The sequence below is a fragment of the Chryseobacterium taeanense genome (assembly GCF_900099685.1).
In the GTDB taxonomy this organism is placed as follows: Bacteria; Bacteroidota; Bacteroidia; order Flavobacteriales; family Weeksellaceae; genus Chryseobacterium; species Chryseobacterium taeanense.
The window spans coordinates 155,982-173,708 of the sequence record NZ_FNDW01000004.1 but is presented as its reverse complement, the minus strand read 5'-3'; the positions used below and the strand labels follow the sequence as shown (position 1 = coordinate 173,708).

Genomic DNA, 17,727 nt, shown 5'->3' with positions numbered 1-17,727 from the left:
TTATACATATAATTATATTTGCATATATTAAAAGGTATTATAAAAATCATATTACCAGAATTACCTATAAATTCAGGTAACTCAATATGACCTTTTAAAAATAATTTGTTGCATATGAAAAATAAATTCTTGTTATTAGGAATTGCTCTGGCTTCTCTTTCGGCTTGTAAGACAGCTTCATCGGCTTCTTCCATGCATATTTCGGAAGTAAAAACCCAGAAAAATATTTCTATTAATAATGAGCTGAAAAATGATGAGGAGTTTGTAAAAATTATTGAACCTTATAAACAAAAGCTGGATAAAGAAATGAACCAGAAGATCTCCCATACCAACGTAGATCTTACCAAGGAAGGAGACAATAGTAATCTGGGAAATCTTTTAGCTGATTATACTTTTGACGGAGCTGATGCTTGGGCAAAGACAAATCTTAATAAAGATGTAGATGCCGCTTTAATCAATATCGGAGGAATCCGTACCACCATCGGAAAAGGAGATATTCTATTGAAAAGCGTCTTTGAAGTAATGCCCTTTGAAAATGAAGTAATCATTGTAAAAATGAAGGGAACAGATTTACAAGGACTTTTTGAATACTATGCAAAAACACAGATGAACAATCCAGTCTCTCATTTGTATATAGAAACCAATCACGGGCAAGTAACGAAGGCTTTAATCAATGGAAAAACAGTTAAGCCCGATCAGGAATATTATATTGCTACTTCAGATTATCTGGCGTTAGGGGGCGATAACATGAAGTTCTTTTCCAAAGGAGAAATGATTTCTACCGGAATTAAATTAAGAGATTTATTTATCGGTTATTTTAAAAACTCTCGTGAAGTAGTTCCCAATACAGATATTCGTTTAAATTTTATAGGTAAGAAGTAATGGACAGAAAAAGTTTTTTAAAAGCAATAGGTGGCGGAACTCTGGCAATGGCTTTGGCTCCCAATATGATGATGGCGGAAGATTTGAAGATTTTTGATCTGAAATCTGCCAATAAACTTACGATTCTTCATACCAACGACCAGCACAGCAGGATAGAACCTTTTGATGCAAGCTTTACACATAATCCTAATCAGGGAGGCTTTGCAAGAAGGGCCAGTTTAATTCAGCAAATCAGAAATCAGGAAAATAATGTTTTGCTTCTGGATTCCGGAGATATTTTTCAGGGAACTCCTTATTTCAATTTCTTTGGAGGCGAACTTGAATTTAAACTGATGTCGATGATGAAGTACGATGCTTCTACCATGGGAAATCATGATTTTGATAATGGTCTTAACGGATTCTTAAAGGTGTTACCAAATGCACAGTTTCCTTTTATTTGTTCAAACTATGATTTTAAAAATACGATTCTCGACGGAAAGACTTCTCCTTATAAAATATTTAATAAAAACGGAATTAAAGTCGGGATATTTGGAGTCGGCATTCAGCTTGACGGCCTTGTAAAGAAGAAAGACTATGGTGAAACGATGTACAATGACCCGATAGAAGTTGCGCAACATTATTCAAATTTTCTTAAAAACGAACAAAAATGCGATCTTGTAATCTGCCTTTCTCATATAGGATACGATTATGAAGAAGATCCGGATAAAATAAATGATAAAATCTTAGCCGCAAAAACAGAAAATATAGACATTATCTTGGGTGGTCACACGCACACTTTCTTACCTGAACCCCAAACTTTCACCAACAGACAGGGCAAAAATGTTCTAGTCAATCAAGTAGGATGGGCAGGGCTTCTGTTAGGCAGAATAGATTTCTTCTTTGACTCAAATAAAAACATAAAACATATCGCCTGGAATAATCAGGTGATTGACAGCAGCATAATAGCATAAGCATGAAAAAACTCTCTTTAATCTCTCTTGGTATTTTAGCATCCCTGCACGTTGCAAATGCACAAACTATTTCTTCAAAAAAATGGGCAGATCTTTTTTCTTACAATAATGTAACTGCCATGAAAGAAGATAACGGAAAAATAGTTGCAGCCGCCGAAAACGGGATTTTCTATTATACAATTTCATCAGGCGAAATTACCAAGCTGTCTAAAGCAAACGGCTTGCATGAGGTTAAAATTTCAGCTTTCGACTACAATCCGCAAAATAAAATTGCTCTTATAGGTTACCAAAACGGTTCGCTGGATGTAGTCAAGCCGGATGGCGTTACCTACGTTGTGGATATTCCTATTGCAACAGGATATAATGGCAGTAAAAAAATTAATCATATTTCGATAACAGGCGATCTTGCCGTTATTTCCGCAGGATACGGAGTTTCTATATTTGACCTTAAGAAAAAAGAGTTTAAAGATTCTGCATTCTTCTTATCCGGAGGAGTTTATGAAGCCAGTAATGAAGCTACAATTTTCGGAAATAAAGTATATTCAGTAACAAATACAGGTTTAAAAAGCCATGAAATGAATACTATATTTCCAGTTTTCTCGACCTGGACTACTGAAATGGCAGGATCTTTCAAGCATATTGACTCGGAAGGAGTTCTAAGTTTTTCATCAGCTACAACGGGGTATCTTTACAATAGTGGAGCTTCTGTACCCTTGTCTCAAACTTTCAGCAATGTGCATGATATCGTCGTAAACAGTAACAATATCATAGTAACAGATGTAAACAGAGTTTATACATTCAATACCAACGGAAATTTTAATAATACTGTCAGTTTCGGAGAAGAATGCAACACAGCAATAACCGTGGGAAGCAGCGTGTATGGCGGAACTGTTTTATCAGGAATAAAAAATGAAAGCAGTAATTCTTTCAAACCGGATGGTCCTTACTTCAATTATGCTTATAAACTGAGTCTCTATGGTGATAACCAGATTCTGGTTTCTACAGGAGGAAGAGAAGGAAGGTTCAATACAGCGATTAATAATCCTAAAAACCCAGGTTTCTATTACTTCAATGGGATGGAATGGATTTATCCCTCCTATTTCGTTGGAAATACGACAGGATTTAATGTTCTTGATGTTGTATCCGATCCTGCAAATCCGGATGACTTTTTCTTTACAAACTATGTTACGACTGCAGAACGCGGCGTTTATAAAATGAAATACAATGCCTCGAATAAGGATTTCACGTTTGTTAAAAACTACAATTTTGGCACTAACGCTTTAGCAAGACGTGCTGTGGGATTGGCTTTTGATGATGTAAACAACCTTTTTGTAACGATAGCATTTTCAGGCGACGGAACGGATATTGGTCAATATACCGCGATTGGAGCGTACGATAGGGCAACTGACAATTTTCTCATAAAAAATACAACTACCTTTGGTGCTGCACAAAAACCTTTGTTTTATGAAGGCTTGCTGTGGGTACCACTTCCCCGGGCTAACGCTTTTCTTGCCTATGATGCAAAAAAAACGATAAATATGTCTGACGATACAGCTTATATTTTAAATCAGTCTAACGGTTTTGCAACAAATTCAGGAGGAAATATCTCTGTTGCTCTTGATAAATCAGGAGATGCCTGGATTGGGGGAGATATGGGATTAAGAGTATTACAGAATGCTGTTTCCGAAATAAAAACTCCTGAAAGCGCAAAAGTAGAACCTATCATTATTGAGCAAAATGGTTTGGGTGAAGAGCTTTTCAGAGATTCACAAATATTACAGATTGAAGTAGATGGCGGAGATCACAAATGGGTTTCTGTAGATGGTGGAGGAGTTTATTATCTATCTGCAGACGGCCAGCAAACAGTAAAACATTTTACCAAAGAAAACTCACCGCTTCCTACCAACAGCGTTACTGACATCAAAGTAGATAAAAAAACCGGGAAAGTATATTTCGCAACATATGACGGTATCGTAACCTATCAGGGAGATGTTGCCGATGTAGGGTCAGGTTTCGGAAACGTGCTTGTTTACCCGAATCCCGTTGTGTATTCTAATTTCAAAGGAAAAGTAACCATTAAAGGATTAGCAGAAGTTACGAACATCCGAATCGTAGACGCAGCCGGAAATGTGGTACATGCTGCGGTGGCAAGAGGCGGATATTATGAATGGGATCTTAATAACCAGAGAGGGACAAGAGTGGCTTCCGGGGTATATTTTGTCCTGATGACCAATGAAGATGGTTCTGATAAAGCAACAGCAAAGATCGCGGTAGTTAATTAATGAATTCACAGAACGGATTTTTATTATCATATATCAAATACAGTGAAAATGATGCGGTTTTGCATTGTTTTACAGAAGAAGAGGGCTTTCAGTCTTATTTTTTAAAAGGTCTTTACACCAAAAAGAATAAGAAAAAAGGTCTGCTTTTGCCGTTGAGCAAACTCAATTTTTCTTTGCTTCCCATAAAAGGAAACGGAATACAGACGATCTCAAAATTTGAGATGGTAAAAAGTAACGATATTTATACAGATATACGATGCAACACTGTCGTTTTTTTTATTTCTGATTTTTTGAATCAAAATTTAAAGCACGAAAACAAAAACCATCACATTTTCTTTTGTCTTGAAGAATTTATTGATGAGCTGGAAAGCCAGAACTACCAGTCACATCTGATTTTTTTAATTAAAATTTTAAAAGTCCAGGGAGTCGCGCCTTTACTAAATGATGGAAAATTTCTCGATCCTGAAACGGGAACTTTTTCATTGGAGATGATGCAACAGATTTTTACGGAAGAAATTTCAGCGATATGGCAAGCCGTACTTTCATCAACCAATCCTTACCAGATAAAAATTCCTTCAGCGTTCAGAAAAGATTTTCTCGACAGTATTCTTGTATATTATCACTATCATATTACCGATTTTAGGATTCCGGCATCTCTTGAAATTATTCAGCAGATTTTCGAATAACTTGTCTATTTTATGGTTTTGTTTCTTTTGGGGTTTCAGTTTCAGATTCAGCAATTTTCTTTTTGGAAAATCTTGGCATGAGGATTTTTGCAATCAGACCCGTCCATCCTGTTTGATGTGATGCTCCTACTCCACGGCCATTATCTCCATGAAAATATTCATAAAATAAAATATAATCCCTAAAGTCGGGATCAGTCTGAAATCTTGGGTATTGCCTATTAAAAGGACGGTTTCCGTTTTCATCTGTCAAAAAGATCTTTGCCAATCTTTTGCTCAGTGCATCGGCAATCTCATCCAGATTTGAATAGTTTCCACTTCCTGTGGGATATTCAACAAGAAAATCCGGGCTGTAGTAAAAGAAAAACCGCTGAAGGCTTTCTATAATTAAAAAATTTATAGGAAACCAAATCGGCCCTCGCCAGTTGCTGTTGCCTCCAAAAAGGCTGCTGTCACTTTCCGCAGGAGTATATTTCACCGTATAATCTGTATTGTTAAAATTGATGCTGAAAGGATTTTTCTCATATTCTTTAGAAAGAGCACGAACCCCGAATTCACCTAAAAATTCATCCGGATTCAGCATTCTGTGAAGAAGTCTTTTCAGTCGATGACCACGCAACAGAGAAAGCAGATGCTTAGAATCTTCACCTTTTACTTCCCAGTGAGAAACCAAGGCGGCAAGTTCGGGTTTATTGTCTAAAACCCACTGCATTCTTTTTTTAAAATTCGGAAGTCTTTCGATCATTTCATCATCAATCACCTCAACGGCAAACATTGGAATAAGCCCCACTATCGTCCTCAATCTTAAGTACATATGATTGCCATCCCCAAGCGAAATCGCATCGTAAAAAAATTCATCCTGCTCATCCCAGAGACTGAAGCATTCTTCTCCCATATTGTCCAGAGAATTGGCAATTGCAAGAAAATGTTCAAAGAATTTCATAGCCATTTCTTCATACACATTATTGTACAGGGCTAACTCAAGGGCGATCCTCATCATGTTCAGGGCAAACATGGCCATCCAGCTGGTTCCGTCAGATTGCTCAAGATGCTCACCATTCGGAAGTTTAGCATTGCGGTCGAAAACTCCAATATTATCAAGACCTAAAAATCCACCTTCAAAAATATTATTACCATTGCTATCTTTTTTGTTGACCCACCACGTGAAATTCATTAATAATTTCTGAAAAGCACTTTCCAAAAACTCAAGATCCGGTTTGTTTTTTAGGTACTCATCAATTTTAAAAACCCTAAATACAGCCCAGGCATGTACCGGTGGATTTACATCATTAAAATCCCATTCGTAGGCAGGAAGCTGACCGTTGGGGTGCATATACCATTCAAAAAGAAATAACTTCAACTGATGTTTTGCAAAATCAGGATCAATCAGGGAAAAGCTGATTGTGTGGAAAGCCAAATCCCAGGTTGCATACCATGGATATTCCCATTTATCGGGCATGGAAATAATATGCTGGTTATTTAGGTGCTTCCACTGGAAATTTCGGATCTTCTTTCGGGATTTTGGAGGTGTTGGCTCCGAAGGATCTCCTTTCAGCCATTTTTCTACATTATAATGATAAAAGATTTTACTCCATAACATCCCGGCAAAAGCCTGTCGCTGAACGAGCTTTTCATCCTCTGAATTTATTCCGCTCTGAACTTTTTCGTAAAATGCGTCGGCTTCCTGTTTTCTTTCATCGAAAACAGTTTCGAAATCGGTGAAAGGTTGTGCTAAATCTTTATCCGAAAGTCTGAATTCAAATGTTTTGGTTTCTTCAGCACCGAAAAGTTCATCAATCAGAAATGCGGCTTTTGTTCCGAAATCTTTTGGATTAACTGATTGAGAATTTCCGTTAACAACGAAATCATTAATTCCATCTTTGGTATAACGGGTTTCATTTGGAGACTGATAGAGTCTTTCGTTGTTGGTCTCGTTATCACAGAAAAGAACTTTCTGTGACTGTTTTGCGTAAAGGTTTTTAATTTCCAGATCTTTATTAGTCACGGTGATACATCCTGTGTCTTCTGAATGCATTTGAGGTTTATAAGAATCATATCCCCACCGCCAAGTATTTCTGAACCACAAGGTGGGAAGAATAACCAACTGTGCTTCATTTTTGGATTTATTAACGATGGTCAGCTTTATTAAAATATCGTTCGGATCTGCTTTTGCATATTCGATAAAAATATCAAAATATTTGTTTTTATCGAAAATTCCTGTATCGATCAGTTCGTATTCGGCTTCCTCTTTCCCTCTTTCTGCATTGGTTTTAAGAAGATCTTCATACGGGAAAGCGTTTTGAGGATATTTATAAAGCATCTTCATATAAGAATGCGTCGGTGTGGAATCCAGATAATAATAATATTCTTTCACATCTTCGCCATGATTTCCCTGTTCATTGGCAAGTCCAAAGAACCGCTCTTTTACCATTTTATCTTTTTTGTTCCAGAATCCAAAAGAAAAGACCAATTTCTGAAGATCGTCGCAGATTCCACAGATTCCTTCTTCGCCCCATCTGTAGGTTTTGGCCTCTGCAGTATCGTGTGTGATATAGTTCCACGCATCTCCGTTGGGGCTGTAGTCTTCACGCACTAATCCCCACTCACGATTGCTGACGTAAGGTCCCCATTTTTTCCAGATGAGGTCGGAGAGTCTTTCTTTTTCTTTCATGCTTTTTAATAAATGATGATTGATAATTGATAGTTGATGGTTAGTCTAAATTACGAAGCTCTTTCGAGAAATTGTGTAGTTTTTAAGTTATAAGTTTAAAAAAGAAATCTTCATTACGTCTGTCATTCTGAATGGAGCGAAGCGGAATGAAGAATCTCAACATACAATAGATTCTTCCTTCGTCAGAATGACAAATAGAGCAATTATTTCTACATCTTTAAATTGATAGTAAACGAATTCACTATTTACAATTGACTTTTCATAATTGACCATTGATTATTCGCTTTCAAATGTCTACTCTCCTGTTTCGGCTGAAATGCGCCCCGGATTGAACGGCCTGTCTGAGCTCTTTTTGTATTTCGGCGGCGGCTTCGCCGCCGCCGAAATACAAAAAAGCGAGTAGTGAAAGCCGGAAATGTGCGCCATTATCTTATCCGCCGGTTGAAAAACTCTCGAAAGTAGTCATCGCACCATCGACAAAGATGCTGGCTCCGGAGATATAATCTGCTAAATCGCTCGCAAGAAAAACAGCAAGGTTTCCGATATCTTCTGGCTTTCCGATCCTGTTGTAGGGAATGAGATTCATCAAAGAATTCAAGGCTTGCGGGGTATCCCAGGCATTTTTATTGATCGGTGTCTGAATAGCACCCGGACAAATAGAATTGACACGGATTTTATCGGCTCCATACTCCTGAGCAAGAGTTTGCATGAGCATTCTGATCGCTCCCTTACTTGCTGCATAATTAGCATGTCCTGCCCACGGAATGATTTCATGAACCGAACTGATATGTATGATTTTTCCACAGGCAATAGACCGGCTCGTATCGATTCCGCGACGCAGAAATTCTTTAATGGCTTCTCGCGCACAGAGAAACTGTCCCGTGAGATTGATATCGATTACGGTGTTCCATTGTTCCAACGTCATTTCCGTAAATTTTGCATCTTTCTGGACACCGGCATTATTCACGAGGATATCAACTGTCCCGAATTGTGATACAACATCCTGAAACATTCTGACAACCTGATCTTCTTTTGAAACATCGCACTGGTAAATGATACCGTTTCCGCCCGCATCAGTAATTTTTTTTAAAATTGCGTTCGCATCATCCCTCGAATGTTCTGATGAGTGATTAACAATGACTGTTGCACCTGCCGAAGCCATTGATTTAGCAATTCCTGATCCTATTCCGCTTGAGGCTCCCGTGATAATGGCAACCTGGTTGTTGAGAGAAATTTCCATGTTTTATTATTTGATGTTATTGAATTCAGGTGAAAGTATCACGCCAAACATGAAAATACGTACTTAAAAAATTCTTAAAGTTTAAAATATTGGATGGTAAAAAATGAGGCGGGTAGTTTTTTGGGGCGGGATTAAACTGCTTTTTACAAATAAAAGCAAATCAGAGATTAGAGTTTTTTATACATAAGATATTGTAATCCGGTTCTGCCGATCCTTGTTTTTTCATCGAAATGATATCCTACTTTAAGATACAGTTTATAGGCAGAAATGTTGTTTTGATTCACCGCCAGAACGATTTCGTCACATTCTTTGAAGTTTTCCCGAATGAATTCATCAACCTGAATCATTGCTTTCTTTCCGATTCCTTTTCCCTGCAGTTCGGGATTTATAGAAAATGATCGTAGTAACATAGAATGATGATTATCCGTTAACTCCAGTTTATCGTTTCCGAAATCGAGTACAAAAAAACCTGCAGAATTTTCATTTTCAAAAATGGTGATCGGAAATGCAAGCGTATCGCTTCGCTCTTCAATCTTTTGTAATGCCTGTTGTGCGGTTGCAGTGTACTGTGACTGTAGTTCGTCCAAGGTATAACTTAGTCCGGGAAGATCTTTCTGTTGAAAAAAATTTAATTTTACCATATTTTAATGATGATAGATGTCTTCATACATGACTCCTGCACGGATCTCAACCGGCAGCCTGTTTTCTTCAGGCACCACCGGACAGTTGTAATCATAAGCATTGTACGCACAGTAAGGCTGATAGGATTTATTAAAATCAAGAATGATAGTATTGCCTTTGGGAATCTTTAAATCCATATACTTTCCGCCGCCGTAGGTTTCTTTTTCGTTGGTGGCATCACGAAACGGCAGAAAGAGATAGTCTTCGTATTTTTTTTGTTTGATTAAATCTAAACTTTGATATAAAGTTAATGTATAAGATTTTCCGTCCAGCTGAAAGGTTGCCTTCCCATATTCTCTATACAATTTTGTTTTTCCTGAAGAAGTTGGCAGATCAAAAGGCTCCGCATTTTCTGTTCTGGTAAATTTCGCCGTTACCCTGTATTTTAAGTCAACAGGAAAAAATGGATGTTGTCTGAAATTTTTGAAATTATCTCCACGTAAAGGTGTTTCTTTGGGGTTAAGATATTCTGCATTCAGCTCCTGCTGGAATTTTTTTATTTCAGATTGTTCTTTGGAAATCTTTTGGGAGAAGACCATTAAAGGAATAAATAAAAATATAAATAAGCATTTTTTATTGTAAGATAGTTTTACTTTAACGCAAAGTTCACTAAGATTTTTTTTATACTTTATCGTGTATTTCCGTTCGCAAAGGCGTTCCGCTCAGCAAAAAAACAACCTCGAGCTAAGCCACAACCTTATACATACGATTCCGAAATTTTCACCCGGTAAATATCAGAGGAATTTCTTTTGATCGATTCTACAAAAAAACCGCCTTCTTCAGGGATTACTTCTTTCAGATCAAAACTTTTGCAATCCTTCGGTAATCCCGAAAATACCAAAGTAAACCAAAAGTCACGCATAAAAGGCACCGGTGTCCAGTTGGGATAAATGGTTATATTTTCAGCATGAATCAGTCTGCTTTTATGATCCGACTGATTATCGAAAAGATAAGTGGAATGCCATATCCTGATCAGATTTCCCAGAAATGGCGAAGCCGGAAAACAACAATGTACGATGACCTGCTGTTCTTCCTGCACTTTAGCCTGAAGAGATTCCAGTAATTGTTTAACGATAACAGGTTTGGCAATGGTTTCTGACATATTCTTGTGGTGAATAGTGAATTAGTGAATGGTCAATTTTAAATTCACAATTGACCATTCACATTTCACTTTTAATATTCGAGTTCTAATTTTTCTTTGGTATAATTTCTCATCTTTTCGGTAAGCTCGGGATTATCTGCTAATTTTTGTCCGTAAGATGGTATTATTTCCATCAGCTTATCTTTCCATTCCCCATGAAGTTTTTCTGGGAAGCATTTTTCTAAAACGCTGAGCATCGCATAAACTGCTGTTGATGCTCCCGGCGAAGCTCCCAATAAGGAAGCGATAGTTCCTTTTTTGTTGACGACAACTTCGGTTCCGAATTCCAGTTTTCCTCCGTTTTTCTCATCTTTTTTAATGATCTGCACTCTTTGTCCGGCTACTTTAAGTTCCCAGTCTTCCTCTTTCGCATCTTTGATAAACTCTCTTAAATGCTGAATTCTCTGCGCTTTGGTCATAGCAACCTGCTGAATAAGGTATTTCGTTAAAGGAATATTATGCCACCAGGCTCCGAAAAGAGACCGTATATTTTTTGTATTAACGCTTTCAGGTAAGTCGAGATAACTTCCTTCTTTCAGGAATTTTGTTGAGAATCCTGCGAAAGGTCCGAAAAGCAATGCTTTCTGTCCGTCGATAATTCTCAAGTCAAGGTGTGGTACCGACATTGGAGGTGCATCTACCGTTGCCTGGGTGTACACTTTTGCATGATGCTTTTCTACCAGCTCCTGATTATAGCTCACCAGCCATTCTCCCGAAACAGGAAATCCTCCGTAGCCTTCACTTTCTTTAATATCCGAACTGTCCAGTAACGGCAGCGCATATCCTCCGGCTCCTATGAATACAAAATCTGCTTTCACTTCCTGCTTATGATTGTGGATCCTGTCCTTCACTTTCATTTCCCACGTTCCGTCGTCTTTAGGGTCAATATCTTTTACTTCATGATACAGGAAAACCTCTACATTGGAATCTTCCAGCAGATGTCTTCCCATTTTTCGCGTGAGGGTTCCGAAATTAACATCTGTTCCCAAATCCATTTTGGTAGCAGCCATTACCTCAGAATCATTTCTTTTTCTCATGATAAGAGGAATCCATTCTTTCAGCTGTTCGTGATCTGTAGAAAATTCCATTCCTTTAAATAAAACAGATTCCGACATTTTCTGATGGCGTTTTTTAAGATATTCAGCGTCTTTTTCACCAAATACCAGACTCATATGCGGACACGAATTGATGAAATCTTTCGGATTCTGAACATACCCTTTGGTAATGAGATAAGACCAGAACTGTTTAGAAATTTCAAATTGTTCTGCTATGCTTTCTGCTTTTGAAATATCGATAGTTCCATCAGGTTTTTCGGGTGTATAATTAAGTTCACAAAACGCAGAATGACCTGTTCCTGCATTATTCCATGCTGCCGAACTTTCTTTAGCAAACCTTCCCAGCCTTTCAAAGATGGCGATGTCAAGATCAGGATCAAATTCATGTAATAATGTAGCTAATGTGGCACTCATAATTCCACCACCTATCAGAACAACGTCGTATTTTGGTTTCGGCGTTCTGCTTGTAAGCGATTGTGACATAATTTAAATTTTATTATATCAAAGTTCGGTAAAAGTTCTTAAAATGAGGCTTTGTTTATGGATATTTAACATCAATTTTGAAGAAGGTTGAGGCTAAGGCTAAGAAGATCGAGGTTGAGATTAATGGTGAGTAAACTCTAGGTATGATGCTAAAAAAATAAACATGATATCATTGTAAATAATCTATATTATCTGCGATGATATCATGCTAAACTTTATGTAATTAAGAACTAATTAAGTTTTGCAGTGAGTTTTTTGAATTGTTTTTCTGCATTTTTTTCTTCATAAAGGATTCCGTAAATGGTATCAACGATAGGTAATTTTAGCCCTTTTTCCTTTGCCGTTTTATAAATAGAATCTGCTGCGTAATACCCTTCTGCGACCATATTCATCGACTGGATTGCAGATTTCACAGTGTAACCTTTACCGATAAGATTGCCTAAATTTCTGTTTCTGGAGAATAATGAATAAGCTGTTACTAGCAAATCTCCTAGGTAGGCACTTTCGTTAACATCTCTTGGTGCTTCATAGATCGCTTCCAAAAAGGTTTCCATTTCACGAATTGCATTGGACACAAAAACGGCAGTAAAGTTATCTCCATATCCTAAACCACTTGCAATACCCGCACCTATCGCAAAAATATTTTTAAGAATGGCACTGTACTCGTTTCCTAGAATATCTTTACTGGAATGAACTTTAATAAAATCGGAATTAAAGATATCCACCAGTTTTGCTGAAACCTCGTCTTCCACTGTTGCCACTGTAAGGTATGAAAGTCTTTCCATCGCCACCTCTTCCGCGTGACACGGACCTGCTATAACGGCCTGATTTCTAAAACCTATTTTAAATTCGTCTCTTAAATAGTGTGCTACAACATCATTTACCTTAGGTATAATTCCTTTAATGGCAGAAACAAAAACCTTATCTTTATAATCACAGGTCATTTTATCCAATGTATCGGAAAGATAAATTGACGGAGTCGCCAGAACAATGGTATCACAGGCAGACACAAGCTCGTTGATATCTGTTGTAAGCTTCAGGTTTTTCAGGTTAAAGTTGACTGCTGTAAGGTAAGTCGGGTTGTGTCCGCGCTGCTCAATTGCTCCTTTTACATACTCGTTTCTTACACACCAATGTACTACTTTGCAGTTCTCCACCAGCATTTTTACAATAGCTGTCGCAAAACTTCCGCTTCCTACGACACCTACGGCAACATCATTTTTGCTTTTTTTAGGATTCGATTCTGTATTCGTTTTCTTTTTAGCCATAATAGAAATGTGAACTGCAAATATATTAAAACAAAGAATGATGAGACGTTTTCAGCGCATGATAAAATCCATTTTATTTTAAAATTAACATATCAATGCAATTAAATATTTAATTCTACGTTTATTATAGGAATATTTATTTTTTTGCTAAAAATAAGCTATAAAATACATTTTTAATTAAATTTGCAGGCTTAAAACCGTTTTGTAATTATACTAAGAGAAGAAAATGAAAAAATTTCTAAGCAGCAAAAAGAACGTAAATGTGCTTTTGGGAGTCCTTTTACTAGTAGTTTTTGCGCAGAGCATCTTTATTGCAAAGTTATACTCTGAAAAAGATGACAAAAACTATGAAGTAAACCTTGTAAAAATTAACACTGAAAAAGACAGTGTAGATTATTTAAAAATAAAAACAGATCTTACATTAGTAGATCAGACTGTAAATCAGCTTAATTCTTTCCTAAGATCTAAAGATGTCCCGAATACGAAACTGGCCATTCTCAGCAAAGACAGTATTTCAAATTCCGTTTATCTTGCCAAACAGGCCAACCGATACAGCCAGTATCTGATGGATCTTCAGAAAAAACTGCTTCAGGTTCCTTTAGGAATGCCAACGGAAGGCTATATTTCTTCTAATTTCGGTGTCAGAAAAAATCCTATTCCTTTTAAAACTGTTTTTGCTTCTGTAAAAAATACAGCGGCAAAACCTTCAGCAACAGCAGCTGCTTCGGAAGTAAAAGCAGAGCCTGTAGAAAGGATTATTGAAGTAACTGATAGCTATGGTGAAAAAAGACAGGTAAAAGTGATGGTAACACCAAAAGTTAATCCTACACCTGCTTCACAAAGCACAGCAACTGTTGCACCGAATGCAAAACCTACAGAAAAAAATAATGCTCCTGCAGAAGCCGATCAGATGCAGTTTCATAAAGGATTGGATATTGCCGTTCCGTTTGGATCTGATGTTGTGGCAACAGCCGCAGGAACCGTTATTTTTTCAGGCCAAAAAGGCGGCTATGGAAATTGTGTGATTGTTTCTCACGGAAACGGACTGGCAACATTGTACGGACATTTATCTCAGCTGGTAGCAAAAGTAAATGATAAGGTAAAAGTAGGACAGGTTATTGCTAAATCAGGAAATTCCGGACGTTCTACAGGACCTCATCTTCATATGAAGTACACAAAAATAACAGCCCGGTAAATCCGAAGCTGTTCATGAATCTCTAATTTTATGATTAATTGAATTGATATGAATTTCGGCGGCACCTTTGGTGCCGCCGAAATTTTTTACTCCCTACAAAATTAGTATGCTGCTGTAAAGCGTTCTCTGATGTGATTGTTCTGCTCAAGTTCGTCTGCAAGAACTACTGCCACATCTTCTACGGAAAGAACACTTCTTCCGTTTTCGTCGAAGACAGGATTTTCCAGGGCTGTTCTGTATTTTCCGGTTCTAATTCCGGCAGTTCCCTGATGCATTTCGATGGCTGGGCTGAAGAAAGTCCAGTCTAATGTGTTGTTTTCTTTAATTTTATTCAAATAATCTCTTGCGGCTGTAGCTCCCGGTTTGATGTCTGCCGGAAAATCAGGACCGTCTACCAATTGTTTTCCATCAATATATAAACTTCCGGCACCTCCTACTGTAATAAATCTTTTTACTCCTGACTTTTCAACGGCTTTTTCAATATTGACAGAACCATTTAGGAAGTCATCATACAAATTAGGATTCGTCCAACCGGCATTGAATGTATTGATGACGGCATCATTACCTTTCAGGGCTTCTGCCAGTTCATCCACATTGTTTACATCGACACTTTTTGCCTTTACGTTTTCGTTCTGATGAACTTTTGAAGCATCTCTTGCAATAGCTTGCACTTCGTAACCTCTGTTTGATAATTCATTCACAACCTGTGTACCTACAAATCCTGTAGCGCCTATTACTGCGACTTTTTTCATAATATTTTATTTTTTAAATTAAATTGTAATAATTATTGTTACATTAATGGTTAAATTTTTTTCACTTAAAATTATCCATAAATTCCTGCAATGTTTTGTTTCCTAAAAATCTGATGACCAACTGATCTGTCTCAGAAAATAATGTCTGCAAATGCTCATTAATTTCTTTTCCGACTAAACATTTAGGATTAGGATTATTGTTCTTTTTACCCAGCACTTCAGTATTTTTCACAGCCAGGTAAATGTCGGAAATCTTAATATCATCCGCATTTTTCGCTAACTGACTACCTCCTACTTTCCCCTGACGGCTTATAATCAGTCCGGCTTCTCTCAGTACACTCAATTCTTTACGAACCATCACAGGATTAATATTAATGCTTCCAGCCATCCATTCGGAGGTGAGCCATTCCTGCGGACTTTCCGCCAATAAAGTCATGATATGTATTGCCGTAGCAAATCTTGTATTGTTCATTGTAATTACTATACAAAAGTAGAAAATCTTTTTAATGTAACAAAATTTATTACAGTTAAATCTTTATTAAATTTTAAATAAAAAAATTACCCGAAAGTCAGGTAATTTTTTAAATATTAATGAAGACTTATTTAATATCCAATAACTCCACTTCAAAAACAAGGGTGGAATTCGGGCCGATTTCTTTGCTGATCTGCTGATCTCCGTACGCTAAGTGTGGCGGAATGATCAATCTCCATTTACTTCCTACAGGCATCAGCTGAAGAGCTTCCGTCCATCCTTTAATTACTTTATTCAGCGGAAATGAAGCCGGAGTTCCTCTTTTTACAGAGCTGTCGAAAACTTTTCCGGAAATAGTCGTTCCGTGATAGTGGCATTTTACGGTAGATCTCGGCCCCGGCTTTTCGCCGTCACCTTCCTTGATGATCTCGTATTGCAATCCGCTTGGCAACTCAACAACGGTTTCTCTTTTTCCGTATTCTGCCATATATTCCTGACCATCTTTCAGGTTTTTTTCTGCCTGCTCTTTTTTACGTTTAAATAACATATCTGCGACTCCCATAATTGATATTTTTTACAAAGATAGGATTTTACAGCTGGAAGATGGAAGCATGATGCAGGAAGTTTTTTAGATAAATTATTAACTAATTATGGTGTAGGACCTGATTTCAGAAAATTCAAATATGCTTAATATTATGTTAATAGCATTTCAGAAACTTGTCATTATAATTGAATTTAAAACTAAATGCCAAATCCACAAAAATATAATAAGAACTTTGACAGGCTGACAGATGAGGAAAAAAAACTCCTCGAGATCAATAAAAAAAGTATTGTTGACTTTGTTGAGCAGTCACCTTCCGTGAGTGATGTGAATTATGCTACAAGAAATGCTCACGCTAAAACATATGCTGTCGCCAAAGGTGTGTTTATTATCGAGGAAAATATTCCCGAGAGACTTCAACCTTTTTTTGACAAAGAAAAATATGACCTTACAATTCGTTTTTCAAACGCACATCCGAAGGTGAATACTGGTAAAAAAGACATCCCGGCCTATGGCTTTTCTGTAAAGGTTAAGGATAATAACGGTGATTTGATAGCGAATTTTCCATTGGTAAATTTTCCATTGTTTCCGATCAATTCGGTGAGTACTTTTCTAAAGCTGTTCACTTCCGTTAACCGTTTTTTTGTAAAGAAATGGAGTTCATTTTCTTTGATGATGCAAATATTTAAGGTGATTCCGTCAACTTTTACCTTTTCTTTCATAAAAAATGCATTCAAATTATGGACAAAGCGAAACGATTTTCTTCTCTCTTTCGATTATCATTCCGTAGGAGTCTATCGCCTGGGAGAATATATGATGAAAATAAGACTAAAACCTATATCTGTTGATGAAAATTTCGGGAAAAAGCTGAACGTAAAAGACAGTCTGGAAAACTTTTTTAAAACAGATGACTTCACCGCTGAAGTTCTGATTCAGCTGTGTTATAATCTGAAAGATCAACCTGTCAATAAACTCAATGTAGAATGGAAAAATTCACCTTATATAAAAATCGGTGAAATAAAAATTAACAGCGATGGTCTTTTGAATCCAAAAGCCTGTGAGACCGAACTTCTTTCATTTAATCCTTTTGAAAGTAAGATCTTTTTTCAGCCTGTAGGAAAAATTCAGAAACTGAGAGATGAAGCCTATAAGGTTTCGATGCAAACGAGACTTAAAATGAATAAGCTTCTAAAATACAACAGATAAAAAGTGAATTTTGCTTTGAGAATGAAAAATAAACATTGTGAATTTTTCATTTGCCTGACTGCAAATTTTAGCCCTGATTGAAGCATTTGTTTGAGCTCATTTTTTGTATTGGGCGGCGCGGCTTCGCCGCGCCGCCCAATACAAAAAATAGCGAGTGCGGAAAGCAGGAAAAGCTCCAAATAAAAATAAAGTAAAAGAAGACTATGAAGATCTTAGTGAAAGATT

Annotated in this window: 15 protein-coding genes and 1 pseudogene; 6 read left to right on the top strand and 10 right to left on the bottom strand. The window is 37.1% G+C overall.

Annotated elements, in window-relative coordinates:
• Nucleotides 1-114 precede the first annotated feature (114 nt).
• Genes BLR30_RS07950 through recO form a run of 4 tightly spaced genes read left to right on the top strand, consistent with a single transcriptional unit; the run spans nt 115 to nt 4,800 of the window.
• Nucleotides 115-882 (top strand): 5'-nucleotidase C-terminal domain-containing protein, encoded by a 768-nt coding sequence (locus BLR30_RS07950; RefSeq protein WP_089856856.1) that lies wholly within the window; start codon nt 115-117, stop codon nt 880-882.
• The gene (locus BLR30_RS07945) at nt 882-1,832 is read left to right on the top strand and encodes a bifunctional metallophosphatase/5'-nucleotidase (RefSeq protein ID WP_089856854.1); all 951 of its coding nucleotides are present in this window, start codon (nt 882-884) and stop codon (nt 1,830-1,832) included. Before BLR30_RS07950 ends, BLR30_RS07945 begins: the two co-directional genes overlap by 1 nt.
• Nucleotides 1,833-1,834: 2 nt before the next feature.
• Nucleotides 1,835-4,114: a type IX secretion system anionic LPS delivery protein PorZ gene (gene porZ, locus BLR30_RS07940; RefSeq protein WP_175443624.1), complete on the top strand. Its 2,280-nt coding sequence runs from the start codon at nt 1,835-1,837 to the stop codon at nt 4,112-4,114.
• Nucleotides 4,114-4,800: a DNA repair protein RecO gene (gene recO / locus BLR30_RS07935; RefSeq protein WP_089856852.1), complete on the top strand. Its 687-nt coding sequence runs from the start codon at nt 4,114-4,116 to the stop codon at nt 4,798-4,800. The genes porZ and recO overlap by 1 nt, the downstream gene beginning before the upstream one ends.
• A gap of 10 nt (nt 4,801-4,810) precedes the next feature.
• Here the strand turns inward: recO and BLR30_RS07930 are convergent, their stop codons facing one another.
• The 7 genes from BLR30_RS07930 to BLR30_RS07900 form a co-directional block, all read right to left on the bottom strand.
• Nucleotides 4,811-7,468, bottom strand: a complete 2,658-nt coding sequence (locus BLR30_RS07930) for an MGH1-like glycoside hydrolase domain-containing protein (RefSeq protein WP_089856850.1) — start codon at nt 7,466-7,468, stop codon at nt 4,811-4,813.
• 430 nt (nt 7,469-7,898) lie between these two features.
• Nucleotides 7,899-8,708 carry a glucose 1-dehydrogenase gene (locus BLR30_RS07925; RefSeq protein ID WP_089856847.1) on the bottom strand — a complete coding sequence of 270 codons (810 nt, stop codon included), beginning with the start codon at nt 8,706-8,708 and terminating at the stop codon, nt 7,899-7,901.
• A 167-nt stretch (nt 8,709-8,875) separates the two neighbouring features.
• Complete coding sequence (locus tag BLR30_RS07920) at nt 8,876-9,349, bottom strand: GNAT family N-acetyltransferase (RefSeq protein ID WP_089856845.1); 474 nt, start codon at nt 9,347-9,349, stop codon at nt 8,876-8,878.
• A 3-nt stretch (nt 9,350-9,352) separates the two neighbouring features.
• Nucleotides 9,353-9,928, bottom strand: coding sequence for a DUF1684 domain-containing protein (locus BLR30_RS07915; RefSeq protein ID WP_089856843.1), 576 nt, complete (start codon nt 9,926-9,928; stop codon nt 9,353-9,355).
• Nucleotides 9,929-10,086: 158 nt separating this feature from the next.
• Nucleotides 10,087-10,491 carry a hypothetical protein gene (locus BLR30_RS07910; RefSeq protein ID WP_089856841.1) on the bottom strand — a complete coding sequence of 135 codons (405 nt, stop codon included), beginning with the start codon at nt 10,489-10,491 and terminating at the stop codon, nt 10,087-10,089.
• 71 nt (nt 10,492-10,562) lie between these two features.
• Nucleotides 10,563-12,068, bottom strand: a complete 1,506-nt coding sequence (mqo, locus tag BLR30_RS07905; RefSeq protein WP_089856839.1) for a malate dehydrogenase (quinone) — start codon at nt 12,066-12,068, stop codon at nt 10,563-10,565.
• Nucleotides 12,069-12,298: 230 nt separating this feature from the next.
• Nucleotides 12,299-13,336, bottom strand: coding sequence for an NAD(P)H-dependent glycerol-3-phosphate dehydrogenase (locus BLR30_RS07900; RefSeq protein WP_089856837.1), 1,038 nt, complete (start codon nt 13,334-13,336; stop codon nt 12,299-12,301).
• Nucleotides 13,337-13,562: 226 nt separating this feature from the next.
• Between BLR30_RS07900 and BLR30_RS07895 the strand changes: the two are divergent.
• Nucleotides 13,563-14,557, top strand: a pseudogene (locus tag BLR30_RS07895) (M23 family metallopeptidase).
• 75 nt (nt 14,558-14,632) lie between these two features.
• Here the strand turns inward: BLR30_RS07895 and BLR30_RS07890 are convergent.
• The 3 genes from BLR30_RS07890 to BLR30_RS07880 all read right to left on the bottom strand — a co-directional run bounded on the left by BLR30_RS07890 (nt 14,633) and on the right by BLR30_RS07880 (nt 16,317).
• Nucleotides 14,633-15,283, bottom strand: coding sequence for an NAD(P)-dependent oxidoreductase (locus BLR30_RS07890; RefSeq protein ID WP_089856835.1), 651 nt, complete (start codon nt 15,281-15,283; stop codon nt 14,633-14,635).
• Nucleotides 15,284-15,344: 61 nt separating this feature from the next.
• A complete protein-coding gene (locus BLR30_RS07885; protein ID WP_089856833.1) occupies nt 15,345-15,755 on the bottom strand; it encodes an Rrf2 family transcriptional regulator in 411 nt (136 codons plus the stop codon).
• Between the two features lie 127 nt (nt 15,756-15,882).
• Entirely contained in the window at nt 15,883-16,317 is a 435-nt protein-coding gene (locus BLR30_RS07880) for an FKBP-type peptidyl-prolyl cis-trans isomerase (RefSeq protein WP_089856831.1), read from the bottom strand.
• Nucleotides 16,318-16,500: 183 nt separating this feature from the next.
• On the opposite strand from BLR30_RS07880, the gene BLR30_RS07875 reads away from it, so the two are divergent.
• Nucleotides 16,501-17,502 carry a catalase family protein gene (locus BLR30_RS07875; RefSeq protein ID WP_089856829.1) on the top strand — a complete coding sequence of 334 codons (1,002 nt, stop codon included), beginning with the start codon at nt 16,501-16,503 and terminating at the stop codon, nt 17,500-17,502.
• Nucleotides 17,503-17,727 lie beyond the last annotated feature (225 nt).

What these genes read in the sequence shown, in the direction of transcription:
- BLR30_RS07950 (WP_089856856.1), top strand. Translation starts at nt 115, where the DNA reads ATGAAAAATAAATTCTTGTTATTAGGAATTGCTCTGGCTTCTCTTTCG.
- BLR30_RS07945 (WP_089856854.1), top strand. Translation starts at nt 882, where the DNA reads ATGGACAGAAAAAGTTTTTTAAAAGCAATAGGTGGCGGAACTCTGGCA.
- porZ (WP_175443624.1), top strand. Translation starts at nt 1,835, where the DNA reads ATGAAAAAACTCTCTTTAATCTCTCTTGGTATTTTAGCATCCCTGCAC.
- recO (WP_089856852.1), top strand. Translation starts at nt 4,114, where the DNA reads ATGAATTCACAGAACGGATTTTTATTATCATATATCAAATACAGTGAA.
- BLR30_RS07930 (WP_089856850.1), bottom strand. Translation starts at nt 7,468, where the DNA reads ATGAAAGAAAAAGAAAGACTCTCCGACCTCATCTGGAAAAAATGGGGA.
- BLR30_RS07925 (WP_089856847.1), bottom strand. Translation starts at nt 8,708, where the DNA reads ATGGAAATTTCTCTCAACAACCAGGTTGCCATTATCACGGGAGCCTCA.
- BLR30_RS07920 (WP_089856845.1), bottom strand. Translation starts at nt 9,349, where the DNA reads ATGGTAAAATTAAATTTTTTTCAACAGAAAGATCTTCCCGGACTAAGT.
- BLR30_RS07915 (WP_089856843.1), bottom strand. Translation starts at nt 9,928, where the DNA reads ATGGTCTTCTCCCAAAAGATTTCCAAAGAACAATCTGAAATAAAAAAA.
- BLR30_RS07910 (WP_089856841.1), bottom strand. Translation starts at nt 10,491, where the DNA reads ATGTCAGAAACCATTGCCAAACCTGTTATCGTTAAACAATTACTGGAA.
- mqo (WP_089856839.1), bottom strand. Translation starts at nt 12,068, where the DNA reads ATGTCACAATCGCTTACAAGCAGAACGCCGAAACCAAAATACGACGTT.
- BLR30_RS07900 (WP_089856837.1), bottom strand. Translation starts at nt 13,336, where the DNA reads ATGGCTAAAAAGAAAACGAATACAGAATCGAATCCTAAAAAAAGCAAA.
- BLR30_RS07890 (WP_089856835.1), bottom strand. Translation starts at nt 15,283, where the DNA reads ATGAAAAAAGTCGCAGTAATAGGCGCTACAGGATTTGTAGGTACACAG.
- BLR30_RS07885 (WP_089856833.1), bottom strand. Translation starts at nt 15,755, where the DNA reads ATGAACAATACAAGATTTGCTACGGCAATACATATCATGACTTTATTG.
- BLR30_RS07880 (WP_089856831.1), bottom strand. Translation starts at nt 16,317, where the DNA reads ATGGGAGTCGCAGATATGTTATTTAAACGTAAAAAAGAGCAGGCAGAA.
- BLR30_RS07875 (WP_089856829.1), top strand. Translation starts at nt 16,501, where the DNA reads ATGCCAAATCCACAAAAATATAATAAGAACTTTGACAGGCTGACAGAT.